Below are 27,000 nucleotides of genomic sequence, written 5' to 3' on the forward strand. Positions count from 1 at the left end.
AATATGAAAGAGGGAATCACATTATTTAACTAAGCTTATAATATTAATATAAATTAAATAATATTTTTTATATTCTACCCCCAGTTATACCCCCAACTGCACAACGCTACTTACTTAGCTAATCAGCTTTCGCCCTTACTATAACATGGATGCTTTGCGGTAAAGTGTTGAATCTTAGAAATTAGCAGAACCTGTTATTGAACTCTTAATCATCTTTTTCATTTTTAAATCGCTAAATTGAGGGCTTTCATAAAGCCAAAATTGCACTTTGATGTGCAATTTTTTTTGTGTTTTTTAAAAATATTAGGAGTGATTAACTAAATTTAAATGAGTGATTTATGATTTAAAAAGTAATATAATTTATATAAAATAAGTGTGATTAATATGATTTTTTTTTTAATTCTAAACCTATGTATTGGTAAATATAGTAATGAGGCACGTTTATCATGATTTTACCTCTAAATATTTCAAATGAAGATTTTTTTAAATTACTAAAACATAAAATTCCTACCTCATATTCGACACGCTATACAGGTGCGTTGAGTGAGAAAATAATTTTTAAAGAAACAATTGAAGCTTTGAAGGGGATAGCTGATTTTGCTCAAGAAGTCAGTGATGATATCTGGGATATTGAAGTGTTCATTTCAAAATTCAGACATCAAAAGGATCATCAACAGCTTGCGGATTTTTGTCAGTTGTTTGATGCAATTCGTTTGCAAAAAGATTTATTTCCATATCCTGAAATTTTTAATCATCTATTTTTTAAGAGCGTGTATGGGACATATGTACAACTTGATAAAGATACTGACCATGATATAAGGAAGAAATATGGCATTTTCGGCTATCTATCATTATCTAAAGAAAAACAGGAGGAATATGCTAAAGCTGCATTTATTTATGATACTCATCATCAAATAACCCCTTGGATGACCAGAGATATTCCTTATGAACGTATAGCTCAAATGATAGCCCAAGTTGGATATCAAATTGAGCATGGAATGAATGATCATCGTGAGCAGGAAAAAAAGGTATTCGATAAGCTAATCCAACACGCTCAAATTTTTGATCATTTATTAGGAGTGCATTCATCACTCAACGTATTTACAATTGATATTAGGATTCAAGACTTTTTAAAACCTAGGTCAGACTTATTGACTCAAGTGGGAGGTGTGCATAGCCCCATTCATGATATTAAACTTATCTTGACTAGGTTTCCTGATCTTCTCAATGGGTTAACCAAAATTGAAACACATGGTGCTAAAGAGGATCTAAACTTACATTGTATTTTGATATTAAAACCCTCTAAAAATTTTTCTGAAAAAAAGTCAATAGACGTATTACAACAACAAATCCAGAACTTTTTGGGGAATTCCTATTATGTTTCGATTCGCAATTGGAATGAGGTCATTAGGAGAAATTATTCTAAAATTGCTGTGGGGCTTATCAAAAAATCACAACCTAAAAATGCTGAAGCATTTAAATATTGGGTACTTAGCTTTTTCTTTACACTTGATTTGTACATTCAGCCTAAATTACCGAATCATTTAAAAAACCATTTGGCTACGAATGAAACTTTAGATGCTTACCCAAAGACGGTTGTAGCAGACAAACTGGATTTAAATCCCAAAAATTACATTTCTATGGAAAGTTCGTTAAAAGAGTTGGAAAAAGCGAACAAAGCATTGTCAAAAGCTAATCAACCCTTTTTGTCTGAGAGTGAGCGAAAATCTGTTTGGAGTACACGTAGTCTATCAAAAACTAGTCAAGCTTATATTGAAGCGGTGAAGCATTACTATTGTGAGATTGAATCAGACCCTGAAACACTTCAATCGATGATACATATTGAGATTTTTATTGAAACATTGGTTACAACTCGATTAATGGCATTTGAACTTAGTGTCTCAGGTGATCAAGAAATGCTGACCCGGCAGGTTTTACATGGAGCGATTACGCGTCTAGGTAAACAATTTATATTGTTAGGTGAAAGTAAATTAGAGAATCCAGTTATACGAACAAAACAAGATTTTGAATTACATGAGAATGGTCTAATTCAAAACAGCAGGGAAGCACTACAACAGCTCACCAGTTTACAGGTCTCTAAAGAGTCAATTAGGAGGATTAATTCATCTATTTTAAACTTACGTCGCATATTCACTGAGATGTCTTTTGGCTATAACAACAAATCAATTAAAGAGACTAGAATCAATGCTTACAGAAAATATAAAAAACGCCTAGAAGTAGCCACCATTTTATTTCAACATTTGATGAAACAAGATTGTTTAATATTTAGATTAACTGTTGAATTGATCCTTGAGTCTAAATTTATAACTCAAGAAAAATTAGCAATTTTATGGACTGCATTTTTGCATCACGCACAACGTGCAAAACCTTTATCATGGAAGACTGGTTACTTTGGATTATGGCGTCAGAATGAAAAAGGGCATTTTTACGCTGATGTGTTTATTGTATTTGATGATCGGGCATTTACCGATCCAACTTCAATAATTAATGTGTTAAATAAAAAGTTGGCAGAGTTTATAAAAGCCAAAGCACATTTGATTTTAGAGGTGGATGAAAAGCCTAATTTCAAAAGTTGCAAGATACAAGGTAAATCAATTATGCAGACGAATGAGGAATATTCACTCGATCGCTTGCTGATTGAATCAACTAATAAGCAAAGGAAATCAGATTTTTTACAAAAAATTGTTCCAACCTTCTTAAGCCATAGCATTTTTATAGAAAATACTATGAATACAAACAGTTCTAATTATCATAACTCTGATGCTAAGTTACTGATTAAAAGTAGTATAGCTGTTGCTAGCAGAAAGAATGCGCCTACTCCGAAGTTGATGAAAAAGATAGTTCCAAAAGTGCCTGTAGATCATTCTGAAATTGATGAGGATCAATAGCTTAACTTTAGCTTGTAGTATTATCTCAAGTTTGTGCTGCTATAAGGGAATATAGGTTTTCCATATTCTCGTGTACTAGGCTGTTCTGGTATCATGGCTCTAGTGGGTTATTAATATAATGAATATATACTTATAAATATATGATCTTAAAATATACTTATCACTATATGGTTTTAAAGGGATAACTATTATCTGCATGAATACATATGAGTAGTATCTATGAGCTTAAAATCATTGATACCGAGTATGACTTACTTGGAATCACTGGTTTAATATGAGTAAACATCTCTATATGAACTAAAGCAGTATCTTTATTACATACTATTCAACTTACTGTAAAAGATAACTAACTCCCTAGTGTTATGAGTTAAAACATTCACTAGGTAATACTATGTCTAATACAGTAGTTAATATTAATGAATCTGAAGTATTGATTCTGATTGATCAGTTTATACAATCACTTTATAAAACTAAGTTCAATGAGCAACAGTTTAAAATGAATCTAAAACAGTTGGTTCCCTTGTTTAGAACTATTTACAAAGCTCATTTGAAATATATTAAAAGTATTGATAGCTTTCAGAAGTTGATTTCATCTTTAGATGAGTTTCTCAAGCTTACTGAATGTCAAGGTATTGATGATCTTACAAACTCTCAATTACAGTTTCTGTGGAATAATGCCTTGTACAATGCAATGGATATTACAGAGCAGTTAAGATTATTTAAATCACAGGAACGTTGTAATCAGAATTCATTAGAAACCTATATCAAGCAACTCACTCAACACTATGCCAAACTGTTATTTATTCGTATTGATTTGAGTATTGAACAGAAGTACCAATCTCAGATTGGTATTGAGCAATTCCATGCATATCTTCGTACCTTTATCAATCGAATGCAGAATCAAGATACTTGTTTCAAAGACCTACATGGATATGCATGGGCCTTAGAGCAAGGGGAAACTAAGGGCTATCACTGTCATGTCTTATTGATCTACGATGGGCATAAACATCAAAAAGACTTTGGTATGGCTATACAGGTAGGGCAATGTTGGAGTGAGATCACTGCGAACAGAGGCTACTACTTTACCTCTAACTCCCCTGACTACAAGGCGCAATTTCTACAGAAGGGTAAATTGGGTATTGGTATGATTCATAGGAACAAGCCTGAACAAGTTGAGAATGCTATCAATGCAGCTATGTATTTGGTCAATCCTGAAAAAGAGAATCAATACATGAGAGTAGGGGTTCCTAAGATGCGGAGCTTTGGTAAAGCGCAGTACAAGACTGATCATCGTAGAGGGTGTATTGTCTCTGCTTTACCAGTAGCGCAAGGCTTTAGGCTATGTACAGATTATTATGATTGATATGGACAGGGATGTGTAATGTATTACAGCATTACACATCGTATGTGGAGTGAATCAATCAAATAAGCTAATGCTACATCTACTATTTATTGTGTTTGGATACTTAAAATAAACTATATATTGCATTAATTCTAAAACTATGAGACTAGACTGTGTCTTACGGAACTGCATCAAAAGCATTAGTGATTCCATCATCTTCGGTTAGATTTAGTTTTGATCTGTATCCACTAAAAACATAAAAAATTAGCACAATAGAATAAACGCAATTACTCTCAAAAGATACCAACAAAACGTACACGGAAATTGTAGGTCAACAACGAAACCTGAATCCTGTCTTTGAGTTGGAAATGTCGCTATAGAATATTTCTACTTAAGTTCGAACAAATGCATTTCACATAAAAGATTTTTTTTTAAATGTGGGAAAAGTTATGGTTTGATTTTTAGTTACATTACTTTCACGCCGAATGTTTTTTGGTGTTTGTTAGGACTATAATTTAGGTTATAATTATTATAAATATACTTGATTTTAATAATTTATGGATATTAAAGATTGGCTACCTGAGTTTCAGGTTTCTGCAGAGACAGACACAGACTTACAAACTTACTTCTTCAAGTTGCCACAAATTTTACAAATTATAGATAGCAGACAATGGCTTGTACTAGGACGTAAAGGCATGGGGAAAACGGCTATTTATGAATACTTGAAAGCGACTTCCAGACAGAAATTAAATAATTTTGATACAATATGTATAAACTTTAATGATTATCCATGGCCTGCTCATCAGCTTTACAAAGAATCACTAGCAGGTGAGTTATCCGCATATCAAAAGAGTTGGAAATATCTATTTTTTGTTAAAGCATTATCAAAATTAATTAGTATAAAAGAAGAAAAAAATGAAAGTCTTAATAGAGAACTGAAATGGGCGAAAAAGTATATTAATTTAATTTATGGTAATCCTGATCCTTCACTGATAGAAGTAATGATTTCTAAGATATCTAGAATTTCTAAGATATCTGGACCCTCAGCAGATATTGATGAAGTAAGTCTCGCCAGTGGTGAAATAAATTTTGAAGAAGTAGCTGAAAGTAAAAAATTACAGACTCACTTAAGATCAAATGCTTTTAGCTTATTGAATCACTTTGAAGGTATTTTTAAGCGAAATATAGGTAGTCATAAAATTTTGATAGCATTAGATCAACTTGATGAAAATTGGCTACAAGGTGAAATTGAAGAGTATAGTAAAGTATTAATAAACCTAGTGAATGTCTGTCGTTCTATTTCAATTGACTCTGAATTACAGAATAAGCTTAAAGTTGTTCCATTCTTGAGATCTGATATTTATGAATCATTAAGATTCAATGATAAAAATAAGTTACTGCAAGATAGTGCCATTATTATTAAATGGGATACTGATAGTCTAGATGAAATGTTTTATGAACGAGTAAAAAAATATGTTCCTACAGGTTTTCAATTAGATAATGCTAAGAAATCAGGAAATGTATTTGAGTTTAACTTTGCTCGACAAGGTACACCAGCTATTAAATATATAACAAGACGCTCATTCTTTAGACCTAGAGATGTCATTGTTTATTTTAATAAAATTAGAGATAGTCATACACCAAATAGAAGTGGTCTCTATACTTCAAGTGAATTGTATGATGCTGACAGAGAAGCTTCGATTAGTGTTTACAATGAATTAATTGATGAATGGTCTAATCAATTTCCTGAAATCGAGAAGTTATTATCAATATTACAAACTATACAGGTTGAATCATTTTCTTATGATGATTTTAGTGCGAAGTACGAACTTGAGTTTGGAACCGTATCTGAAAGTCAGAAAAGAGAGCATTTAAGTTTCTTATTTAATAATTCTATTATTGGTCAAAAAAAGCAAGGCCGATGGGAATATATATGTAATATGTCAAACTTGAAAATTAATATTGAACATGAATTTAGAACACATCATGCTTTGAAATATAGATTACATTTGATTGAAAGCCGACCTGGTCAGCAAATGTAGTGAATCAGAATAGGTAATTTTGGAATTCTATTATTAAAATTTACTTAATACCTTTTATATGTAATGCATTGATTTATATCATCTAAATCATTATATTACTTCAAGCCATTCCAGCGCACTGGAACGGCTTTTTTTGTGATTAGTCAAGTTCCACAATTGCTTTTTGAGCAATTTTCACGGATTTGTTTATCACAGTTAAATAGTTCTGATTAATTATAGATAGTCTTTAAAAATTGATTTCAGATTATAAATATTACTTAATTTAACCAATCCGATAAGCATGTGTGCCATTCGCTGTACTGATACTCACTTCACGAATGTGTTCTGCTTTACAGCGTGGGTAAGCCAAAGCCACTGAACCATAACGCATATTTTTATAATCATACATACTGGTAATGCCACAGTTGCCACGATTGATCTGCATACCCGTAATCGTAGTGGGTTGGTCATTGAGTGAAATGACGTCAACTTTATCGATATAGCCCGTCATCGTACCTTGGGATTCAGCTCGATAGACTCGAATATCAAACTGTTCTTCGATCTGTGATGGTGTTTCAACTTGGGCTTGTTCAGCAGCAATTGGCTCATCTTCCTGAAAGGCTTGATTGGGATTCGTTTCGGAACTTACTGGAACATCATCAAGTGTTTTTTGATCACTCAGATCTGTTTGCATAAATTGCTTAGTTTTTGCATCAAGCTCCGCTTCAGGCGTTTGGTGTGGCTGTTGTGCCTTATCCTTGGATGGACTACAGGCATTTAGCAATGATATTGATAACAGCAAAGGCAGCATGAGTTGAGTTTTAGACATGATTATTCTCGTAATATAAAACGCTGTTTCAACCCAGCTTTATTATGAATATTTGCGCTGATTCAAGGTGAGGAACTGAGCTGAACAGAGAAATGAATTGTTGTAGTGGCACATGCCTTAACGGCATGTGCCATCCGTGGATTGTTTGCTACTCGCTTTTTCCATAATTGTGCCTTTATTTTTTATGCTCTAAGTAATGTAAAACAGCCAGCCCTTTTACAAAGATCAGGAAGTCTGCATCATTACGAGCTTTCTCATTGAACACTGTAGCGCCAGCATCTGAGATTTCTGTAGCAAACTTTTTATGCGGTGGTGCAAAGCCTCGGTTTAAGCCATAGCCATCATTTTCCGTAATAAATTGTCTCAAATTATAGTTACCTAACTTGTAGTTCTTCGGAATGATCTGCCATTCTTTAGACAGTGCATAAAAGGCATTACAGTACTGATCACCCTGACAACGAGTGACCTTGGGCGCACTGCTGGGGGTGTTATAGACTTTGAGCGCTGAGTTGATATCTGCATAACTGTGACTTGCACTCAACAGTGCAACAGATAGGGCGCTGCTGTGTAAAAGTAGTTTGATACGCTTATTCATAAAATAAAATCCTAATTATTGTTGTTGCATATACTTCTAATAGAATGAAATTAGTTAAACATCGAGATCGGCCAAACGATTGCTTTGCCTAAGTTATAAGCATAGCTTTGGTCGGCTGTGGCACTGCATCCCTTTAAATAAAAAGAAAATAACAGTGCAATCACCACATAAATTCCAATTAGATAATGTTTGATTCGCATGGTTGTTCTCCTAACGTGACTGACAAGCTTGAGCAGCGCGATACATTTGTTCACCAAAATCTGCTGGTAGATCGAGGCGACTGACATTTTGATCAGCCATTTTTTCCATCACAGCAGGGGAATAATGCGCTTCGAGTTTGTCATAGACACAGGAGCAGGCAGAGCGATCAGAACCGCCAGATTGACAACCTGCATTAAAGTCACGTTTGGCTTTGCTTTCACAGCCTGTGAGTAAAACAGCCGTAAACAATGTGAGCCCTAGAATAGGCAAATGATAAAAAACAGACATGATAATTCTCGTCATAAAAACAACATGATCGATATCTGACTTCAAAGGGTATGGTCACGATTTATGGTGGTGGAGGTTTATTCCAGCCAGCCAACTCAACCAATAGCCAAAACAGCAACATCATCAGAACAAATCCAATGACAGCAGGTCCCAGCCAGATCAATACACCAATGATTAAAATCAGACGTGCAATGATCTTCATTACCGAAGCAATGTAGAGTTTAGATTCGTTTTAGAGAGACGAGATAAAATCGGAATAAAATGCGGTGTAACAGCGTAAGAAACAGTCATGATTGACTCCTAGATGCATTAGAAGTTCTACCAAATTACTGTCAAATAATGGTGGCAGAACGAAAAGGGGTTGACAGACTGGACATCTAGAACCAGCACGCGCGGACGCGTCCCCCTCCCGTTCTACCGCAAAGAGGGACGAGAAGGTTTTACGCATGTCAAGAATACTCAGAAGAGTAAACCCTGATGCGCTAGATGAAGCGGTCTGTCAAAACCGACTGACAATGTAGGTCAGCACGCCCATAATAATGCCAAGCCTGATTGGGGTCAATTTCATTTGCCGACAAAGATGTGATAACGAGCTAAAAATAATCAAAAATAGAATGTAAATAATTTCAGATACATAACACCTGAGTGAAGAAATTGTTGATGTTTCCTGAGCAACTTGGGAAATGAACAGCAATTCTATTATTCACTATCAGGAGTTTTTTATGCCGTATCGAGATTTTGATCAGGAAGAAGAGGGGATGTTTCCCCAAAGAGAACCCATAAAGCCAATGATACAAGGCTTAGGGCTCAGCAACTCACCCACCACTTTAGCCATATTGGGCATGTCACTGGCACGTTCCTTGGGCTATTCGCCATTTATCGGCGGAATCGCTGGTGCCATGTTGGGTGGTGTGATTCTGGTGATTGCTGAACAGACACCACGACCACCATTCACCAAATAACTTGGCGATTCAGATTTATCGCAATACCTCCTCAAGGGACTCATTATTAAATCCAAACAATTCATTATTTAATATCAGGAATATACCTTATGGCACATCTCATCGAACAAATGGTTTATGTGGGTCAAACCCCTTGGCATGGCTTGGGCAACCAACTTTCTCAAAATCAACCCATTGAAGTTTGGGCACAACAAGCAGGCATGGACTGGCGAATAGAATCGTCAGATGTCAACTACATGGCTCAGAATAAGCGAGGGCAAAGTATTATTATGCCCTTTGAAGAACAACGTGTTTTATATCGTTCTGATACACATGCACCTTTATCTGTGGTCAGTCAACGTTATCAAGAAGTTCAACCTAAACAGATTCTTGAATTCTATCGTGACCTGACTGAACAATCAGGTTTTGAACTGGAAACCGCAGGCATACTCAAAGGTGGTAAGAAATTCTGGGCATTGGCAAGAACAGGGCAAAGTACTGCACTCAAAGGTAAAGATGTCAGCAATGGCTATATTCTGTTAGCTACGGCTTGTGATGGTACGCTCGCAACAACTGCCCAATTTACTTCTATTCGTGTGGTGTGTAATAACACCTTAGCGATTGCATTGAAAGGACAGGATGCAAGTCGAGGTGTGGTCAAAGTCCCGCACAGTACCAAGTTTGATGCAGACAAGATCAAACATCAATTGGGCATTTCAATTCGTGCATGGGATGAACACATGTATGAGATGAAACAGCTCAGTCAGCGAAAAGTCAGCCAACAAGAAGCGGCTGCCTATTTCGATGCTGTGTTTAATAATACAAGTCTGAGTCCAACCGAACAGGATGAACGTTTAATTCAATTCTACCGTAATGTTGCCACTCCTACTGAACCGAATAAAACTGAACCCAATGGACGAGCAATGTCGAAAGTGATGACGATGTTTAATGGTCATGGACGAGGCGCAGAGCTATCCTCAGCCAAGGAAACCGCCTACGGCTTACTCTGTTCTATTACTGAATTTTGCGACCATGAGCGTCGCGCTATGAGCCGAGATCACCGACTTGACTCAGCATGGTTTGGTGCAGGCGCAGGCTTAAAACAACGTGGTTTAGAACAGGCTTTAAGGATGATCACATAAATTATCCAATCAATTAGCCTAAGCAATACCACTTCAACAAAAGACCTAAGCTCAATCAATGCAATCCTACTAAGACCACATCTTAGGATGTGGTTTTTTATGCCCAAAATTTAACAATAATAGGAATGAAACTATGAATCACCACATCAATATCAATCCCCAATCCACTCGACCAATCTCGTCAACAACTGCTCAAACATTCATTGCCCCAAAACTCTTTAGTGCTAAACGCTTAGTGAATACTAAACACATGAGCCAAGCCGAATGGCTAGAAATCCGAAAACAAGGCATTGGCAGTAGTGATTGTGCCGCAGCCTGCGGACTCAATCCCTACATGTCGATGCTGGAACTGTGGATGATTAAAACAGGACGCATCCAACAAAACATTGAGGATGAAAGTGAAGGACATGCACCATTGTATTGGGGCAAATGTCTCGAACCTTTGGTCGCTGAATATTACAGCATGCATACCAACTACAAAGTGCGTCGAGTCAATGCGGTATTCCAACATCCTGAACCTGATAAACACTTTATGTTAGCCAACTTAGATTATTCCGTGGTTGGTGATGCAGATGTACAGATATTGGAATGCAAAACCGCTGGAGAACATGGTGCCAAACTATGGCGAGATGGTGTGCCTTTATATGTGCTCTGCCAAGTGCAACACCAATTGGCAGTCACTGGTAAGAAAGCAGCGCATATCTGTGTCCTGATCTGTGGGCATGAAACCCGAATCTTTAAAGTGACTCGTTCAGAGTCGGTGATCCAACAAATCATCCATGCTGAACGGCACTTTTGGGAATGTGTGGAAAAAGATACGCCACCTGATGCTGATGCATCTGAATCAGCAGCCAAAGCTTTGCAACTTCTTTACCCTGAACATGTGCCACTCAGTACCACCGACCTATCTGAAGATGAACAAGCTAATCAACAATTTGAGCAATTGATTCAAGCACGCCATCAAATTGAAAGCAGTCAGGAAACATTTGACTTACTCAAACATCAACTACAAGCCAAGATGCAACAGGCTGAACGAGCCACCTTTAAAACAGGCTCAGTGACATGGAAAAAGTCTAAAGACTCAATCAGCTTAGACAGCAAGGCATTACTCAAACAGCACCCTGAATATCTCAATCAATTTCCACAAAGTAAACAAGGCTCACGGCGTTTCAACATCTATACAGATGATGATTAAAGCCGATTCAAAGCCAACATCAATTTAGGGCATATCTGCAAAAAATCGCAAAAACACCCCCGTTCCCTGTAAGCACCGAAGTACTTACAGAGAACCAAAATAGGTGAATTTGCGCTGAAAAATATGCATTTGAAAAATAATTGATTTCTACATATCAACCGAACATTGGTAAAAAATAACTGAAGAGGACAACCCCATGATTAAAGGTTTAGCAATTACACCACCCATACTCGGCAGAATCAGTATTGGTAAAATTGTTGAAAAGAATGGTAAACGACTCCCTGAAAGAGATGACCAATTCACCATTACCAGCCAAATCCAAGGTAAGGATGGATGGATCAAGCATCCACTTGATGAACAACTCCGAGCCAAAGCACCGAATCAAAACCAAAAACTCAGAACCATTCCAGTACGCATGATCTTTAATGATCCTGAGCTTAACCTTCGAGCGGAATACACCTTATTTGATCGCCAAACGGGGCGACCTGTATGTATTGGTAATGGCGAGAGTTGTCAAAGACAAACCAATCAAGGCATTGAGCAACATCCATGTCCGTCCCCTGATCTATGTCCTTTAGCAAATGGAGGGAACTGTAAACCTTTTGGACGATTGCATGTCAATTTGGATGAATCAGATGAACTGGGTACTTTTATTTTTAGAACCACGGGTTTTAATAGTATTCGGACTTTGGCAGCACGATTGTCTTACTATCATGCAGCATCAAATGGTTTGCTGTCATGCCTACCGCTACAACTTACACTCAGAGGCAAGTCCACTACACAAAGCTACCGTACCCCTGTGTATTACGTGGACTTAACGCTCAAAGATGGTGTCAATCTTCAACAAGCCATTCAAATGGCAAAAGAGATTGATCAGCAAGGTAAAGCATCTGGATTTAATCAAAGTGTTTTAGATCAGATGGCACGACAGGGGTATTGCAATGCACGATTTGAGGTCAACAGTGAAGAGGGTTTGGATTTGGTGGAGGAGTTTTATACAGATGAACTTACTGAGTCTAAACAAGCACAACCTGAGTCAAAATCTAAAGTTAAAGCTAAGCCCAATCAGGGGGAAGGGTTTGTGCGAGATATTCAGCAGGGGTTGCAGAAATCAGTTCATTCAGTGATTTGAATGAGTGACAAGGCGAAAGTTAATTTTTACGAGTCGCTCAATCATTTGAGCGATTTACCGCTCGCATTACAGATTAGGAGTAAACGTCATGAATGCGATCACGGGGCAAACTTTTCAAATGAATCAGATTATTAACATTAAAGAAGTGATTTTGTTCACAAGCATTAGTCGTGCAAAAATCTATGAAATGATTAATGTTAGTTCTAAGTATTATGATCCAACATTCCCGAAACCAGTTCGTTTAAGTGAATCACGTATTGGTTGGGTGGCTTTGGAGGTTAATCAATGGATTGAAAGTAAGATACAAAGCCGATAATTGAGGGAGCGAAAGCTCCCTTATTTTTTTGCTTTTTAGTAGACTGTTTTGAATTACAGCCTTATATTGTCAAAAATGAAAACAATAGATTATTACAATACCCATGCAGATCAATTTACAGAGTCTACACTAAAAGTTGATATGGAGAGTCTATATGAGCCTTTTATAAGACTTTTGCCACCGACTGCACGAATATTAGATTTAGGCTGTGGTTCAGGTAGAGATACTTTAGCTTTTAAGAATAAAGGCTATCAAGTTACAGCAACAGATTACTCGAAAGCACTTGTTGATAAAGCAAGACGATTGACTGGCGCTGATGTACGTTTTGAAAGCTTTTATGAGTTATCTGAACTGAATCAATATGATGGTATTTGGGCATGTGCTTCACTATTACATTGTGAAAGAAAACTCTTGCATGAGGTATTGGAAAAAATATTAAAAGCCTTAAAAGTTAATGGCATCTGTTATATGTCATTTAAATATGGTGAGGGAGATCGTTATAGGGATGGGAGGCAATTTACAGATATGAATGAGGCACAAGCGCAGGGCTTATTAAAGAAATTTGATAATATTCTACTATTACAACAATGGATTACCATTGATAAGCGTCCCGATCATAATGAAGATTGGCTAAATATCGTATTTCAAAAACAAAATTGAATAAATAATGTCAGTATCTATACCAACACCACAGCAGCAACTTAAGTTTCTGAAACAGATTCAGCAAATTTTGCATTCAGGAAGTTTTTCTTCCACTTATAAATTTGCGTTATTGATAAGTTTGAGCCGTCTAGCGATTGAACAGGGGAGTGATATTGGAGAAAGCTTAATCTTAGACTATCTGGATATTGCTGAAAAATTTATAGACTTATATTGGAAGCAGACCCTTCCATTTCATTTTAATGCAAATGAGCCATTTCAGTTACATCAAAATAATGGGAATCAAGCAGGAATTATTAGCTTAATTCACAATGCTCAACAAAATTATAAATCTCTTGCCTTAGCTAGACGCGATTATGTGTATTGGTTAAATCTGAAAAAGAAAGTCGCAGATATCGTAAAGAAGATGCCTGTCACATACCTACAAAATTTGAAAGGCCAAAATATTGAGTTTTTATATAGTTTAGATGATTCACGAAAACAACTCATACTTTTGCCAAATGTCATGTATTGCTTGCGCCAATTTAGTGAAATTATTGAAGAGCTATGCCAGAAAAAATGGGTTGATTTTGTCAGGTTAAATAAAAGTAATTTATTGGTTCTGGATGGTTTACCTGATTTGGCAACTTTCTTGTTTGAACCAAGCCGTAATCAGCTTCGTCAAGTAGGAGAGTTCCTAGTCGACCTGCAAGAGTGCAAGTGTTTTTACTGTCAAAAGCCAATTAGGCAAAATAAGTGGGCTGTGGATCATTTCATACCTTGGACGATGTACCCAGCAGATACAGGCCATAATTTTGTACTTGCAGATGAAAAGTGTAATTCAGATAAAAGTGATTTTTTAGCGTCAGAAGAATTCTTCTTTCAATGGCGGGAACGCAATCAAAACTTTGATAACCTTATTACTGAGCAGTTATCAAAGCTGGGTTTTCTGACAAATATTGAAAGATCACATAGTGTTGCGAATTGGGCATATAGGCAGGCTAAAGAGAACGGGTATTCGTTGTGGAAAAATAAGTCCTCAGGATTTACATAAATTTAGAGTATCTATCTATTAGTAGTTGATGATCATGAAATTTAAAAAAAGGCTTAAGAGCTATATAAATTTCCTCTGTTAATTTGATGTCGATCCAAGAATCATCACCATAAATACATTCACTCATAGCTCTGAAAATAAGTTCAATTTCATGATTATTCATTAAAAAAATCTCTTCTACTACCCTACCTTTGAGTGCGTTAAGAAGTTCCTCAAAATTTGAAAATTCCTCATTATAAAAATCAAGTTTAGAAGATATATAAGAAAAATACCCTTTTGCATTTTCGACTAATGGAATGAGGCAAAGATAGAGCTGCGAAATTTCATTAGTAGTAAAATAGGCACGATTACTCTGATGAGAGATGTAAAAAGCTTGAAGTAACTCAATGGTTTTCAAAACCCCTAAAGTCCGATAGTAGTGATCCTTCAGTAAAGCAAACTCACGAATGTCTCTGATATAACCAAAGTCTTCTAGATCCTTTAAACCTTTAATTTTTTTTAAAGAATTAAAATAAGTAAAAATACTTTTCTTTTTATCCCAACTAATAACTTCAGGAATAAATTTCTCTGTTATCCATTCAAATGAAGTTTGACAAGACCACCATTGTTCTTTGGATACAGGGATTTTTCTAAGGGGCGGTTCCCATAACAAGGTGAGTTCATCTTTGTCGTTGAGATCTTCAATATTTTCTGCCCAAAACATACCGTGATAAACATCTTCTACAGGTTTATGTTTTTCTCCTGTATAAAGTTGTATGAAATATCGAGATGCTGAAAATATATGCCATTCAGTATCTCCATTATTTACGTCATGAACGTTCGTAAACTTAATCATTAGATCCCAAATTTCCTTGGACAATGTACATAAAGCAACGTATGTTCGACCATTCCATGAAATAAAAGGAAAGTTATAAGCTTTCCATATGTCTTCAATTTTTTGTATTGCTTCGAGATAAGCCGTAGTAAGATTGTCCGAAACTTCTGTAATTTGTTGAATAACTTCAATTGGTAGATTAAAGCGGCAGTTTTGTAAGTCTATAACCTCAGATTGATATGGTGGGGTACCAATATAAAATGGTCTATAGCGAGAATGGATAGGTTGTCCTGAGTTCCCTAAGAAATTTTCTAACATCCATTTGTTTTCTAGAATAACACTTACCCCATGAGCATCATGAGTTTTGACTGTAATAGTGGCAGAGCCGACATGGTTTTGTGTAGGTAATAAAGCCGAAATTTCAATCCACTTTTTTTTAATTCTCCAATTGCCATCCTCAAAAAAGGATTCGTCAAAATCTGAATAATTTAATGAAGAGAAATCAAGAAATTCTTTAGCCGCTTCTCGATTATTTTCATCAGGATCAATTATCGCTTTATGTAATGTCTCAATAAAGTGAGTTTTAAGCATCCATTCATTGTAAAACTGACTTTCAGGAGCCATTGGAAAGAACTTGCTAACAATGTCTGGATAGGGTTGTGACATTGTTGTTAAAGTTACGGCTGTCCATAACTCGGACTCAATTCCTAAAGCATGTAGTTCTTGGTGTATCTCATGCCATTTCTTCGAAATATTTCTAGGTATTTCTTCTTGCGCAAGGATAATTACATATTTATTTATGTTAGGGAGTAAGTCGTTTTGGTTGAATTTTTTTATAGTTTTATCTAGTTCTTGAATTGATAAATTTCCCCAGCATTTGCATTCATATACAGCTAGCTTTTTAGGAGATTTTACAAAATTGGCACTAATATCAAGCCCACCTTGATAGTGTCCATTACCTTTAACACGGTGAACATTGTTTAAATTTTTATCTTTAATAAGTAACCATTCGCAATATTGTTCAAATTGTTCACTGGTAAGTCGTGTAAATGGTAATGTAGTAGCATCGAATGGGATGTAAGTTTTCATAATTTCATTTTTATCTAAATTATAGAGTGATTTAATTTAAGTTAGGCTTTCAAACATTAGTATATTTTAAATAGAAAATATATTAATGGAATGATAGATATATAACACTTAATAATTGATTGTGCATTCCGCACTAATATTCTTATTTTGGTGGGAATTAATGATATAGATTTCATTGACATCATCGTCATAAATGACGATAATTAAGAAATGAGATATCCAGGTGGTAAAGGCAAGTGCTATCAGCACATTATTAATTTAATGCCTATGCATGACACATACATAGAAACACATTTAGGTGGAGGTTCTGTCATGCGTAATAAAAGGCCTGCTCAACGTAATATTGGGATTGACATTGATCCTAAAGTAATCAATCTGTGGAAAGAGCAATTCTCTGAATTATGTGAATTGGTTCTAGATGATGCATTGTCTTTTCTGAAAAGTTACAATTTTAACGGTAATGAACTGGTATATGTAGATCCCCCTTATTTCCCCGATACTCGCCGTAATACAAAAATATATACATACGAATATACTCAGGACGATCATATAAGATTACTCTCTTTACTAAAAGGGCTTCCTTGTAATGTCATGATTTCTGGTTATGATCACCCTTTTTATAATGAGCAACTTGATGGGTGGAGAAAAGCAACTTTTTCTGCCAAAACACATGTAGATATTCGTGAGGAAAATATTTGGCTCAACTTTAAAGAACCAAGTATTTTACATGATAGTAGATTTTATGGAAAGAATTTCAGAGAGCGCCAAACAATAAAGCGACGTCAAGAACGTCTCTATAAAAAGATCCAAAATATGGATCCTGTTGAAAGAAGTGAATTATTTCGTTGGATGAATACAGAATATCCAGATGAACTGGGAGAATTATCATGCAATTAGGTGTAATTTTTTTAGAAAAAACAAATATTAGCTTGGAATTTCCAGAACCTAATTGTGAGGTTATACCCGGAGTTAAGTGGGGAACTATAGAAACCTTTCTATCGCCAGCTTATTGGGCTTTTCAAGTTTATTCTCAACGTCTTACTGGATCTAAAATTAATTATAAACTTGGCACTACACTCAAAGAAGAAGTAGCCGCTTGTCTATTAGGAGGACATGGAATTCCTGCTCAAGTTGGTATTGCTGCATATAATCATCTGAAGAATCAAGGAGTATTTTCTGAAATAAAATCATCTGAGCAAGAAATTTATAACTTACTATCTGAACTAATAGATTTGGATGGCAAAAGAATAAAATACCGATTTGCCAAGCAGAAGGCTAAATATTTAGCAAATGCTATGGATAAACTATCTCAAGATACACCATCATTTATGTCAGGTCAGGATTTGAGGAATTGGCTATTAAATGTATCGGGTATTGGATTCAAGACAGCTTCATGGGTAGCCAGGAATTGGTTGGATGCAGATGATGTTGCTATCCTTGATATTCATATTCTAAGAGCTGGAATTTTAGGGGGGTTTTTAAGTAAAAACCTAAGTGTCGAGAGAAATTATCTTGAATTAGAGGAAGAGTTTTTGTCTTTTAGTAGAGGGTTAGGTATAAAAGCCTCAGAATTAGATGCTGTTATTTGGTTAGAAATGATGTCTTCATCTTCAATTGTACATGAACTTATGAACTCCAGTTCAATTGATACTGATCTTAAATTTAAGAAAAGAAAGGGGCCTATTACTCAACTAGAGATGAGAATCTAATTTCAGTCAATTTCAATTGCATCTAAAATTGCCATTCCTACGGTAACTAATTGTTTTTTTTCATCAATTTCTGTTGGTAAGAGAGCTCCAATTGGGCAAAAATTGATATTTAAATAACTAGCTACTAATGCTAAATTTCCTAATAGAACTCCAGCATCACGCCAAACTAAACTGGCTCCATTGGTATATTTTGATAAAGTTTTTTGTGGTTCCGCAATCAAGAGTATTAAACTGGCTGAATTACAATTTAATATTTTTTCACAGTCTCTTCTAACGTTTATAAAATATTTACTTTCCTTATTAACGGGCCAAAGGCTATGACAAAAAGGGTCATATCTCCACCAGACATCAGTATATGGCGAGTTTATAAGAATATGAATAGGGTGAATTGCACCAGCCGAAGGAACTGGTCTTAAAGTTATCGGAAAGCCCATAGTTGAATCAATACAATCTTTAACTCGATTAGTAAGCCAGAGAAGATGTGATAAATGATCAATTGAAACGAGTTTAAAAGATCTTTGTGACTTCCGTTCAAACATAACTTGTGTAAATGGAATTGGCGTAAAAATCTCAGGCTCATCTAACCTGATGGATTTATTACTAAGATCCCACTTATAAGGAATATACTTATCAACTTTCTGTTTAGGAACAGGATTACCCAAGTTTACCCAAGTCATAGCCTACTTGCTCGAATATCTCAAAATATTTATTACAGCCACGGCAATTACCACAGGTCACCTCAGATTTATGACAACTATGAGACCATGCTAACAATTCAGCAGGAATATTAGATAATTGAATAAGTTCTTTAGTCGATAGGTTGATAGCAGGAGCTTCTACAGTTATATGGCCCTCTTGCAGGAACATTAGCTGATTCATTGCATCAATAAATTCATGAGAGCCATCTGTATGGCCGTTATCAGTTTTAACTGTTCCGATTAAAATCTTGGAGATATTAAAAGGGAGCATCTTCATGCCAGCTAGAGTAATTAAGAGTTGATTTCTATAAGGCCACCAATCGGAAGCGGGTGCATGTTGACTCTCAATAGTACCAGCCATATCTCCTGAACCAATATTTCTACAATCAACAGTTAATATCTCGTGCGGAATATTCAAATATCTACATATGGATTGTGAAGCAGCTATCTCAGCTTTTGCTGCAAGCTGCCCGTAGTCTATTGTTAATGCATAATCTGGTCTTTTCCACCATGCTATTACTGTAGAATCCATGCCACCAGAGAGTAATAAGACAGATTTCATTAAGTGATTGCCGTCCAAAGAGTATGATAAATAGCAGTAACGTAATCTTTAAGAATTTTGCAATCTGATCCTTCCATCATTTTAAGGTTTTCTTCACTTTCATTTTCTGCATAGACTACAACAGGTTTGTTAATTGCTCTAGCGTATCCAATCTCATAAATTGTGCCTGAGTCCATACCGTCAGCTATGGCGAATAAAAGATCACATTTATGTATGCCTTCAAGATCTTTATCTACCACATCTTCAGCATTACCTTTGCCTACATCATGATAGGGAGAAAAAACTTCTAGGCCAAGATCTTGTAAGTTTTTTCTCGCTTCCTCAATTAACCATAGTTGTGCAAGAGTAAAAAAGGGGCCAGCAAGATAAACCTTGGGTTTACAACCTTTTTTAAATTGTTCAGAAAGAATGATAGGAGAGGGTGAATATTTTTTTAAACGTTCTGGTGTAATAAATCCTTCCGTTTCACAATAATATGCAGTTGCTTTAGAAGCTTGTAGAGCTGCTTCATAAGCACTCTTTTTTTGTTCCATCCAAGCATATCCAAATTGGGCAACAAAATTATCTCCAGAACCTATTTTTGATACCTTGTTCGTACTAAAGGCTGGCACATGCTTGATCTCATCAAGTTTATGGTCGTAAACCAGACATCCATCAGGTCCTTTTTTTAATATAACTACCTCAGCTTGTTGAGATACAGCAATTTTTCTAAGTAACTCATTAGTATCATCAATCTGTAATAATGATTTTGCTTCATACTGATTAAGTAAAATCGCTAGGTGTTTAGCTTTAGATCCATTTGCATGGAAAAGTTCTACTGAGGCTACATTTTGAGGATCGTAAACAGCATATTCACTGTCTATGATAGCCGTACCTTCCAAGAATCCAAATCTAATAACGTTTTTTTCTTTAATTTCCAGTGGCGGATTATTAGTAGTTCTATTGTAAATTAAGGGCTTAGCAAGAGCATGAGTATAATGAAATTTAGTATTTACTGGAATATTAATAATACTTAATTCGAAGCCCTCCAGTTCAGCACGGGCCTGAATAACTTCTTGTATGTTTTTAGAGCAATACGTGGATAACTTAACATCTCCCTTCATAGCTGCAATTGCAGAAGCAGCTCTTCCTCCTGAACCAAAAATATTATATCTATAAGGATGCATACAATATTCTTCATATATCCCGCCTGTAATAGTTATCATAAGTGGCTCCTTTTTTAGTGTTTAATTGCTGTTATTTTAACTCGCACTTGTCCTTGATTGACTTCTAATACTCTTCCTTGATATTTCGTGCCACTACGTAAGCATTCACGTAATTTTCCTATAACTGGGGCAGCAATACCGCCAGCAATATCGTCCTCATAGAAAGCATATACAGTGGTGATATTATTTGATTCAAAACCAATTCTTAAAATATCACCTTCTGCTAATTTTGAAACAATAGCTTCTTTGGGTGAGCTGAGTTGAACATTAATTGTTAAATCTTCACAAAATTGGAAATCTGGAATTGGCGTTCCGCCCCCACCACCTGAACCTGACATATTACGTTACCCTTTGATTTTTTGTATAAAAAATATTTAAATTTTAGTTTAATTATTTATTTCTTGTAAAGCAAGGTGTTAAATTTTCATAGTTTATAAAACGATGATTATAGACTCTATTTTTTAAAAATTTTGAGTATAACCAACTGGCCATAGTTTGGGATGATTGTTAATTGTTTTGAATTAAAGTAAGTCAAAAGTGGTTTTCTTTGGAAGGGTTTTATATATTCCAGAATTGTTTGACCATCTTAATGAGGAGAATCCGCTCATTATACGATGACCAATCCATCTATTATCAATAATTTTTAAGGATGAGTTTGATGGGTTGACCAATAATAATGATCCCATAAATTTAAGCCATTCTTTATGGGTTAAAAGTTTAGACGAATAAGCATGAAATGAGTTACCTGTGCTATAAAATGTCATATCTGAAAGTATCTTGTAATCTATAAAATTTTTTAACCGATAATAAACCTCTCTATCTAACCTTGAGGTAGAAAAATCTATCATTGGAATATGGTATATTTTCCTACTTTTGGTTTTAACTAGAGAATGGAATGCAAGTTCTTGATCTTCTTTTAAGCTTTTCAATATGAAGTTAACATAATCTATTGAAAAATCTTCACCTGATATAGTATTAATAATTCTATCATCAGATAAAGAATCGGGTAGATAAGTATATTTAGATAGTGAATATGCCGATTTACTATCTAAAAGACTGTTAATGAAAAAATAAGGGTGATCTGTATTAATCATTGAATTCTGATGCCTTCTAATAACTGATACATTTCTAAGGCAAAATCATCGGTCATTCCTGAAATATAATCGACGATTAAGTGTGCTCTATAAATGATTTCATTTGATGGGTCTGCTTCCACTGATAGAATATATTTCTTAATATGATTCTTTGGCAAGCGTCTTAATAGACGTAATTCAAAGTCGAGCCCTAACTTTTTAGGGGAGAGCATACTTTTTTCAGGGTATTTAAGTAAACAATTGAATTTATCTTCAGATAAGCACATCAAAATTTCGCAGTGATTTAAAAGGCCTTGTATAATATTTCGCCCTGCGAGTTCAATTTTTTCAGCTGACTCATGGCAGTAGATATTTTTCTTAGCATAATCGAATACTTCATCTAGAATTTTATGGATGTCTGTATTTTCCTCTATAAGCTCTATATTATCTGTCCCATCTAATAATAAGCTTAAATTTGCACAAAAGTTTGTGGCAGCTTCTTTTGCGGCAGTATTTATAATGCACGTTTTAAACTTTAAGAAATTAAGTTGCTCATGATTTAATTTGTCTACGTTAAATATTGTGCTGGCTTCAATCTCTTTATTTCTGTTAAAGAACTCAACGAAATAACTAATAATTTGTTTCTCTGTGACAATCTGTTTCTCAATAGCATCTTCTAGATCACTCATCGAATATGCAATAAAATCAGCTGTATCCATAATATTTTTAAGTGGGAAGTGTTTTCCTTCTGGCCAATTGATTTTTTTACAGGCTTCTTGATAGCTTGGATAGCAAAGCTTAAAAATTCCAATTTTTTCATTATTTTGTATTTTATCAATGGTATATGGGTACTTAACTGTTGATAAAAGTAAAGAGCACGTTAAGTTTAAACCGAATCCATCATTTCCACTTAATAATCTTATTAATCGGAAACCTTGAGGATTACCATCAAATTTATGAAGATCTAGGTTATTAATATTGCTAGATAACTCTTTAAACATGCATTCGCCTAGGTTATTTTTATAATTATCAATTTGTTTTTTAAACCATTGCCTAATTGCAGCTTCACCTAAATGTCCAAATGGAGGGTTGCCAATATCATGTAACAAGCAAGCTGTTTCAACTGTATTTACAAAAGATGTCATCTTTTCAAAGTCTAAGCCTTCTACGTTATATTCCTTCTGGATTTTATAAAGAATTTCTTGGGCAATATAGCAACCGATATGAGCAACTTCTATAGAATGTGTTAGCCTACTCCTGACAGATGCATTTGCTTCTAAAGGGAATACTTGAGCTTTTTGTTGTAGTCGGCGAAAAGCTGGTGAATTGATGACGCGTCCTTTATCACTTTCTGTTGCCTCTAAAAGAGTTTCAGAGACTTTAGATGTTTTTCTTAGACGTACTGGCTGAATAAAAGATAATAATTTATTTATATTTTCAGATATGTTTTCCATCAAATTTTACTTTAGTAACGAATATTATTTACGCACTTTAGCAGAGAATCTGCTTCTTAACAAAAAGAGACATGAGGCTTATTAGAGACGTAACAGAAAAGCATGTTATCAAATCTTTATTCGCAATAAGTTTCTAACACATTAATTAAAATATTATTTTTGAGTTCTACGGGTATTTGAATTGTAATAAAGTCATACTTTCCCCCCTCAAATTATCAACAAAATCAGACCAATCCTGTATCATCTTTGTTCGGTACTCTAAATGCTGTGCATGGTTATACGCCTGAGACACAGCATTACCAACCTTATGCGCCAACTGGATTTCAATTGCATCATGCATATAGCCTTGCTCATGTAATGTTGTTGAAGCAAGACCACGGAAACCATGCCCAGTCATTTTTCCAGCATATCCCAAAGTCCTAATTACACAAAGTAAGGCATTACTACTCATGGGCTTGGCGGTACTGTGATTATAAAAAACGTATTGCTTATTGCCAGTAAGAGGGCGTAATCCTTCAATCAGTTCAATTGCCTGTCGAGATAATGGAACAATATGCGGTTGAGCCATCTTCATTTTATTAGCAGGAATTCTCCATAAATGATTATCAAAATCAATCTCATTCCACTCCATCATTCTCAGTTCAGCAGTACGCACAAATGTTAAGGTCATTAACTGAATTGCGGTCTTGATCATTGGATTGCCATGATAACGATCCATACGCTCAAGAAAAGGTGGGAACTCAGAAATATCCAGTCGAGCCATATGCTTTACTTTACGAGGCTTGAGAGCCTCTTGAAGATGTGGAGTTGGATCATTCTCAATCAGTCCTTTACGGATTGCAAAACGGAAAATACGTCCAGCTAAAGGGATTGAACGCTTAGCCATTTCCTGAGCACCACGAGCCTCAATTTTTTTAGCACAGGCGAGTACATCTTTACCTTTAATTTGATCAATTGGCATATGACCTAAAGCAGGGAAGAGATCTTTTTCAAATACAGACAGATCTCGTAAGTAAGTTGTTTCTTTTATGACGGCTTTACGGTCTTCCATCCATTCCATAGCAAGTGTTTTAAAAAGCGTATTTTCATCTGCTTGTAATTTTTTTTGTTTCTTCGCTTCGTTGGGACTAATTCCATCTTTCAATTTCAATCGAGCTTCATCTCTGGCACGGCGAGCTTGGGCGAGCGTCGTTTCTGGGTATGTACCAATACTGAAGATATTCTCTTTTCCATTTAAACGAAATTTCATACGCCAATGCATTCCTCCAGAAGGGGTGACCTCTAGATACATGCCTTTTTCATCAGCGTATTTAGTTTTCTTTTCTAATGGCTTTATTTTTCTGATTTGAGCATCTGTAAGCATTGTAATGTTTCCACAGAATTTGGGGGTATAATTTTGGAGGTAATTTAGTATACCCCCAGTTATACCCCCAATCACATCAAGCTTGCAACAGATAAAGTAGATCGTATCAGACATAAAAAAAGCCTAAAACCTTTGGATTTAAGCTTTTAAAGACATCATAAGATATTGTAAGAATTGAAAATGGCGGTGAAAGAGGGATTCGAACCCTCGATACGCTATAAACGTATACACACTTTCCAGGCGTGCTCCTTAAGCCACTCGGACACTTCACCAAGGCGTGGGATAATAACCAAAAAAAAGATTTCTGCCAAGCAACAATTGATTTAGAGCAAAAAAAATTTCACAGTGATATGATTGCGCAAAAATAGTGTCTAAATTTTTGAAGACGAATCTATGCAAAGTACTGCAAAAAAAGCCGCGTTACCTGCGATCACACTCGCAGCATTAGGGGTGGTATTTGGAGACATCGGAACCAGTCCCTTGTACGCCCTACGCCAATGTTTTCTGACTGCACACATTGCCATCACCGAAGCGACCGTGCTTGGGATCTTGTCACTGATTTTCTGGTGCATGATGCTCACCATCAGCTTTAAATACGTCACCATTATCATGCGAGCAGATAACAATGGTGAGGGTGGTATCATGTCATTGCTGGCGCTGAACTTACGATCTAATCGTATCGCAGATAATCGCAAAATCTATTTAATTGCCTTGGGCTTTATTGGTGCATCTCTGTTTTTCGGTGATGGTATTATTACCCCAGCAATTTCAGTACTTTCAGCGATTGAAGGGCTGAGTATTGCCACACCTATGTTTAATAAATGGCTGATGCCTTTAGCAATCGGGATTCTTACCGCACTGTTTCTGGTACAAAGACATGGTACGGGAACCATGGGTAAGTTTTTTGGTCCAATCACCTTAACTTGGTTTGCCTCTATCGGTCTAATCGGTATTCATAGTATTAGCCAAACCCCCTATGTCTTAAGCATGCTCAGTCCACATTGGGCACTGAACTTTATTTTTCATCAACCCTTTGTGGCCTTTTTAACCATGGGCGCGGTGATTTTGACGGTGACGGGTGGTGAAGCACTCTATGCAGATATGGGGCATTTTGGACGACTGCCGATTCGTTTAGGCTGGTTTATCATTGTGCTGCCTTGTTTGTTATTAAATTATGCAGGGCAAGGTGCGTTATTACTGCGTAATCCAAGCGCGATTGAAAACCCATTCTATTTGCTTGTACCTGAGTGGGGCTTATACCCCATGATTGCCCTAGCCACAGCGGCAGCGGTGATTGCCTCACAAGCGGTGATTACAGGTGTATTTTCAATGGCAAACCAAGCCATTCAGTTACGCTATCTGCCAAGATTAACCGTGCATCACACCTCTGATGTAGAACAAGGTCAGATTTATTTGCCCTTTATCAACTGGATACTCTACGTCTCGATTCTTTTATTGATTGTAATTTTCCAAAACAGTGCCAATCTTGCCAATGCTTATGGTGTAGCGGTCACCATGACCATGTTATGTGATACGATTTTGATTTCAATCTTGGCATATGGCTTTTGGCGTTGGCCAAAGTGGAAAGTGGCATTATTCGCCATCCCATTCTTAGTGATTGATAGTATTTTTATTGGGTCAACCTCATTAAAAATCATTTCAGGCGGATGGGTTCCGATCCTCATCGGTGCAATCGTATTTACCATTCTGATGACGTGGAAAACCGGGCGAGAAATTGTCTTTAACCGTTTGGAAAAAGATGCCTTGCCGTTGGATCTGTTTATTAAAAGTGTCAGTTTGAGTGATGAAACACAGTTTGTACCCGGTCAAGCGGTATTCTTAACCGGTAATCCAAATATTGTTCCTCATGCGATGTTGCACAATATCAAGCACAATAAAGTTCTGCATGAACGCAATATTATGGTGACGGTGATTACCCGTGATGTTCCTTATGTGCCAGACCAAGAAAGAATTCGTGTTGAAGTCTTAGATAAGCGCTTCCAACGTGTTTTTGTTTACTATGGCTTTAAGGATCAACCTGATATTCCAAATGCACTAGAGTTGGCTTATAAGCAGCTTGAAGTTGAATTTGACATGATGCATATCAGTTTCTTCATCTCACGTGATCGTTTGATTCATACCGTGGGTGATGGAATGGCGCCATGGCGTGAAAAACTGTTTATTTCAATGCAACGTAATACCAGTCCGGTGAGTGATTTCTATCAAATCCCGCCAAACCGTGTGGTGGAAATGGGCAGCCAGATCGAAATCTAAATTCATATCAATCAAAAGCCAGAAGTCATTCTGGCTTTTTTTTGCCCATGGGTTTTATGGGTTGATGTATTACATTGATTCACTTTGTTTTTTAGCAATGACTTCTTTTCTAACTCAGCAAGTAAGACCTTTATCATTTGTGTTCTTGGTCCTCT

General features: G+C 36.0%; 26 protein-coding genes and 1 tRNA gene. 13 read left to right on the forward strand and 14 right to left on the reverse strand.

Annotated elements, in window-relative coordinates; all coding sequences use genetic code 11:
- The first annotated feature begins 446 nt into the window (after positions 1-446).
- From AC07U8_RS01090 to AC07U8_RS01100, 3 genes are all read left to right on the forward strand, one after another.
- Entirely contained in the window at positions 447-2,909 is a 2,463-nt protein-coding gene (locus tag AC07U8_RS01090; RefSeq protein ID WP_494737145.1) for a hypothetical protein, read from the forward strand.
- A gap of 391 nt (positions 2,910-3,300) precedes the next feature.
- Complete coding sequence (locus AC07U8_RS01095) at positions 3,301-4,272, forward strand: YagK/YfjJ domain-containing protein (protein ID WP_494737146.1); 972 nt, start codon at positions 3,301-3,303, stop codon at positions 4,270-4,272.
- Between the two features lie 536 nt (positions 4,273-4,808).
- Positions 4,809-6,293: a P-loop ATPase, Sll1717 family gene (locus AC07U8_RS01100; protein ID WP_494737147.1), complete on the forward strand. Its 1,485-nt coding sequence runs from the start codon at positions 4,809-4,811 to the stop codon at positions 6,291-6,293.
- A 262-nt stretch (positions 6,294-6,555) separates the two neighbouring features.
- Here the strand turns inward: AC07U8_RS01100 and AC07U8_RS01105 are convergent, their stop codons facing one another.
- The 5 genes from AC07U8_RS01105 to AC07U8_RS01125 form a co-directional block, all read right to left on the reverse strand.
- Positions 6,556-7,101 (reverse strand): hypothetical protein, encoded by a 546-nt coding sequence (locus AC07U8_RS01105; protein WP_494737148.1) that lies wholly within the window; start codon positions 7,099-7,101, stop codon positions 6,556-6,558.
- Between the two features lie 175 nt (positions 7,102-7,276).
- Positions 7,277-7,696, reverse strand: coding sequence for a hypothetical protein (locus AC07U8_RS01110; RefSeq protein WP_494737149.1), 420 nt, complete (start codon positions 7,694-7,696; stop codon positions 7,277-7,279).
- 50 nt (positions 7,697-7,746) lie between these two features.
- Positions 7,747-7,896: a hypothetical protein gene (locus AC07U8_RS01115; RefSeq protein WP_494737150.1), complete on the reverse strand. Its 150-nt coding sequence runs from the start codon at positions 7,894-7,896 to the stop codon at positions 7,747-7,749.
- A gap of 10 nt (positions 7,897-7,906) precedes the next feature.
- Positions 7,907-8,185, reverse strand: a complete 279-nt coding sequence (locus AC07U8_RS01120) for a hypothetical protein (RefSeq protein ID WP_262780811.1) — start codon at positions 8,183-8,185, stop codon at positions 7,907-7,909.
- Between the two features lie 61 nt (positions 8,186-8,246).
- Entirely contained in the window at positions 8,247-8,387 is a 141-nt protein-coding gene (locus tag AC07U8_RS01125; protein ID WP_171252555.1) for a hypothetical protein, read from the reverse strand.
- A gap of 520 nt (positions 8,388-8,907) precedes the next feature.
- On the opposite strand from AC07U8_RS01125, the gene AC07U8_RS01130 reads away from it, so the two are divergent.
- The 7 genes from AC07U8_RS01130 (at position 8,908) to AC07U8_RS01160 (ending at position 14,604) form a co-directional block, all read left to right on the forward strand.
- The gene (locus AC07U8_RS01130) at positions 8,908-9,147 is read left to right on the forward strand and encodes a hypothetical protein (RefSeq protein WP_004818460.1); all 240 of its coding nucleotides are present in this window, start codon (positions 8,908-8,910) and stop codon (positions 9,145-9,147) included.
- A gap of 89 nt (positions 9,148-9,236) precedes the next feature.
- Positions 9,237-10,268, forward strand: a complete 1,032-nt coding sequence (locus AC07U8_RS01135; RefSeq protein WP_494737151.1) for a DUF932 domain-containing protein — start codon at positions 9,237-9,239, stop codon at positions 10,266-10,268.
- Positions 10,269-10,401: 133 nt separating this feature from the next.
- A complete protein-coding gene (locus tag AC07U8_RS01140; protein ID WP_494737152.1) occupies positions 10,402-11,463 on the forward strand; it encodes a YqaJ viral recombinase family nuclease in 1,062 nt (353 codons plus the stop codon).
- Between the two features lie 196 nt (positions 11,464-11,659).
- Positions 11,660-12,595: a recombination directionality factor gene (locus tag AC07U8_RS01145; protein WP_494737153.1), complete on the forward strand. Its 936-nt coding sequence runs from the start codon at positions 11,660-11,662 to the stop codon at positions 12,593-12,595.
- Between the two features lie 88 nt (positions 12,596-12,683).
- Positions 12,684-12,911 (forward strand): helix-turn-helix transcriptional regulator, encoded by a 228-nt coding sequence (locus tag AC07U8_RS01150; protein WP_494737154.1) that lies wholly within the window; start codon positions 12,684-12,686, stop codon positions 12,909-12,911.
- A gap of 75 nt (positions 12,912-12,986) precedes the next feature.
- A complete protein-coding gene (locus AC07U8_RS01155; protein WP_494737155.1) occupies positions 12,987-13,571 on the forward strand; it encodes a class I SAM-dependent methyltransferase in 585 nt (194 codons plus the stop codon).
- A 7-nt stretch (positions 13,572-13,578) separates the two neighbouring features.
- Positions 13,579-14,604 (forward strand): HNH endonuclease, encoded by a 1,026-nt coding sequence (locus tag AC07U8_RS01160; RefSeq protein WP_494737156.1) that lies wholly within the window; start codon positions 13,579-13,581, stop codon positions 14,602-14,604.
- On the opposite strand, the gene AC07U8_RS01165 is transcribed toward AC07U8_RS01160, so the two are convergent.
- The gene (locus tag AC07U8_RS01165; RefSeq protein WP_494737157.1) at positions 14,597-16,507 is read right to left on the reverse strand and encodes a hypothetical protein; all 1,911 of its coding nucleotides are present in this window, start codon (positions 16,505-16,507) and stop codon (positions 14,597-14,599) included. The genes AC07U8_RS01160 and AC07U8_RS01165 overlap by 8 nt on opposite strands.
- Before the next feature lie 210 nt (positions 16,508-16,717).
- On the opposite strand from AC07U8_RS01165, the gene AC07U8_RS01170 reads away from it, so the two are divergent.
- Together AC07U8_RS01170 and AC07U8_RS01175 are read left to right on the forward strand one after the other, a co-directional pair.
- Entirely contained in the window at positions 16,718-17,404 is a 687-nt protein-coding gene (locus AC07U8_RS01170) for a DNA adenine methylase (protein WP_494737158.1), read from the forward strand.
- A complete protein-coding gene (locus AC07U8_RS01175) occupies positions 17,395-18,216 on the forward strand; it encodes an 8-oxoguanine DNA glycosylase (RefSeq protein ID WP_494737159.1) in 822 nt (273 codons plus the stop codon). The genes AC07U8_RS01170 and AC07U8_RS01175 overlap by 10 nt, the downstream gene beginning before the upstream one ends.
- Before the next feature lie 2 nt (positions 18,217-18,218).
- Here the strand turns inward: AC07U8_RS01175 and AC07U8_RS01180 are convergent, their stop codons facing one another.
- From AC07U8_RS01180 to AC07U8_RS01215, 8 genes are all read right to left on the reverse strand, one after another.
- Complete coding sequence (locus AC07U8_RS01180) at positions 18,219-18,893, reverse strand: nitroreductase family protein (RefSeq protein ID WP_494737160.1); 675 nt, start codon at positions 18,891-18,893, stop codon at positions 18,219-18,221.
- Positions 18,871-19,476: a 7-cyano-7-deazaguanine synthase gene (locus AC07U8_RS01185; protein WP_494737161.1), complete on the reverse strand. Its 606-nt coding sequence runs from the start codon at positions 19,474-19,476 to the stop codon at positions 18,871-18,873. Before AC07U8_RS01185 ends, AC07U8_RS01180 begins: the two co-directional genes overlap by 23 nt.
- Positions 19,476-20,681, reverse strand: a complete 1,206-nt coding sequence (locus tag AC07U8_RS01190) for a PfkB family carbohydrate kinase (protein ID WP_494737162.1) — start codon at positions 20,679-20,681, stop codon at positions 19,476-19,478. The genes AC07U8_RS01185 and AC07U8_RS01190 overlap by 1 nt, the downstream gene beginning before the upstream one ends.
- 14 nt (positions 20,682-20,695) lie before the next feature.
- Entirely contained in the window at positions 20,696-21,019 is a 324-nt protein-coding gene (locus tag AC07U8_RS01195; protein WP_494737163.1) for a hypothetical protein, read from the reverse strand.
- 183 nt (positions 21,020-21,202) lie between these two features.
- Positions 21,203-21,775: a primase 1D-like protein gene (locus tag AC07U8_RS01200; protein WP_270958272.1), complete on the reverse strand. Its 573-nt coding sequence runs from the start codon at positions 21,773-21,775 to the stop codon at positions 21,203-21,205.
- A complete protein-coding gene (gene dgt, locus AC07U8_RS01205; RefSeq protein WP_494737164.1) occupies positions 21,772-23,208 on the reverse strand; it encodes a dGTP triphosphohydrolase in 1,437 nt (478 codons plus the stop codon). The genes AC07U8_RS01200 and dgt overlap by 4 nt, the downstream gene beginning before the upstream one ends.
- Before the next feature lie 166 nt (positions 23,209-23,374).
- Positions 23,375-24,571: a tyrosine-type recombinase/integrase gene (locus tag AC07U8_RS01210; protein WP_494737165.1), complete on the reverse strand. Its 1,197-nt coding sequence runs from the start codon at positions 24,569-24,571 to the stop codon at positions 23,375-23,377.
- A gap of 181 nt (positions 24,572-24,752) precedes the next feature.
- A tRNA-Ser gene (locus AC07U8_RS01215) sits at positions 24,753-24,843 on the reverse strand.
- 121 nt (positions 24,844-24,964) lie between these two features.
- Here AC07U8_RS01215 and AC07U8_RS01220 point away from each other — a divergent pair.
- Positions 24,965-26,845 carry a potassium transporter Kup gene (locus tag AC07U8_RS01220; RefSeq protein WP_004718533.1) on the forward strand — a complete coding sequence of 627 codons (1,881 nt, stop codon included), beginning with the start codon at positions 24,965-24,967 and terminating at the stop codon, positions 26,843-26,845.
- The last annotated feature ends 155 nt before the right edge of the window (positions 26,846-27,000 follow it).

This window comes from Acinetobacter sp. GW821-FHT01E09 (assembly GCF_059422385.1).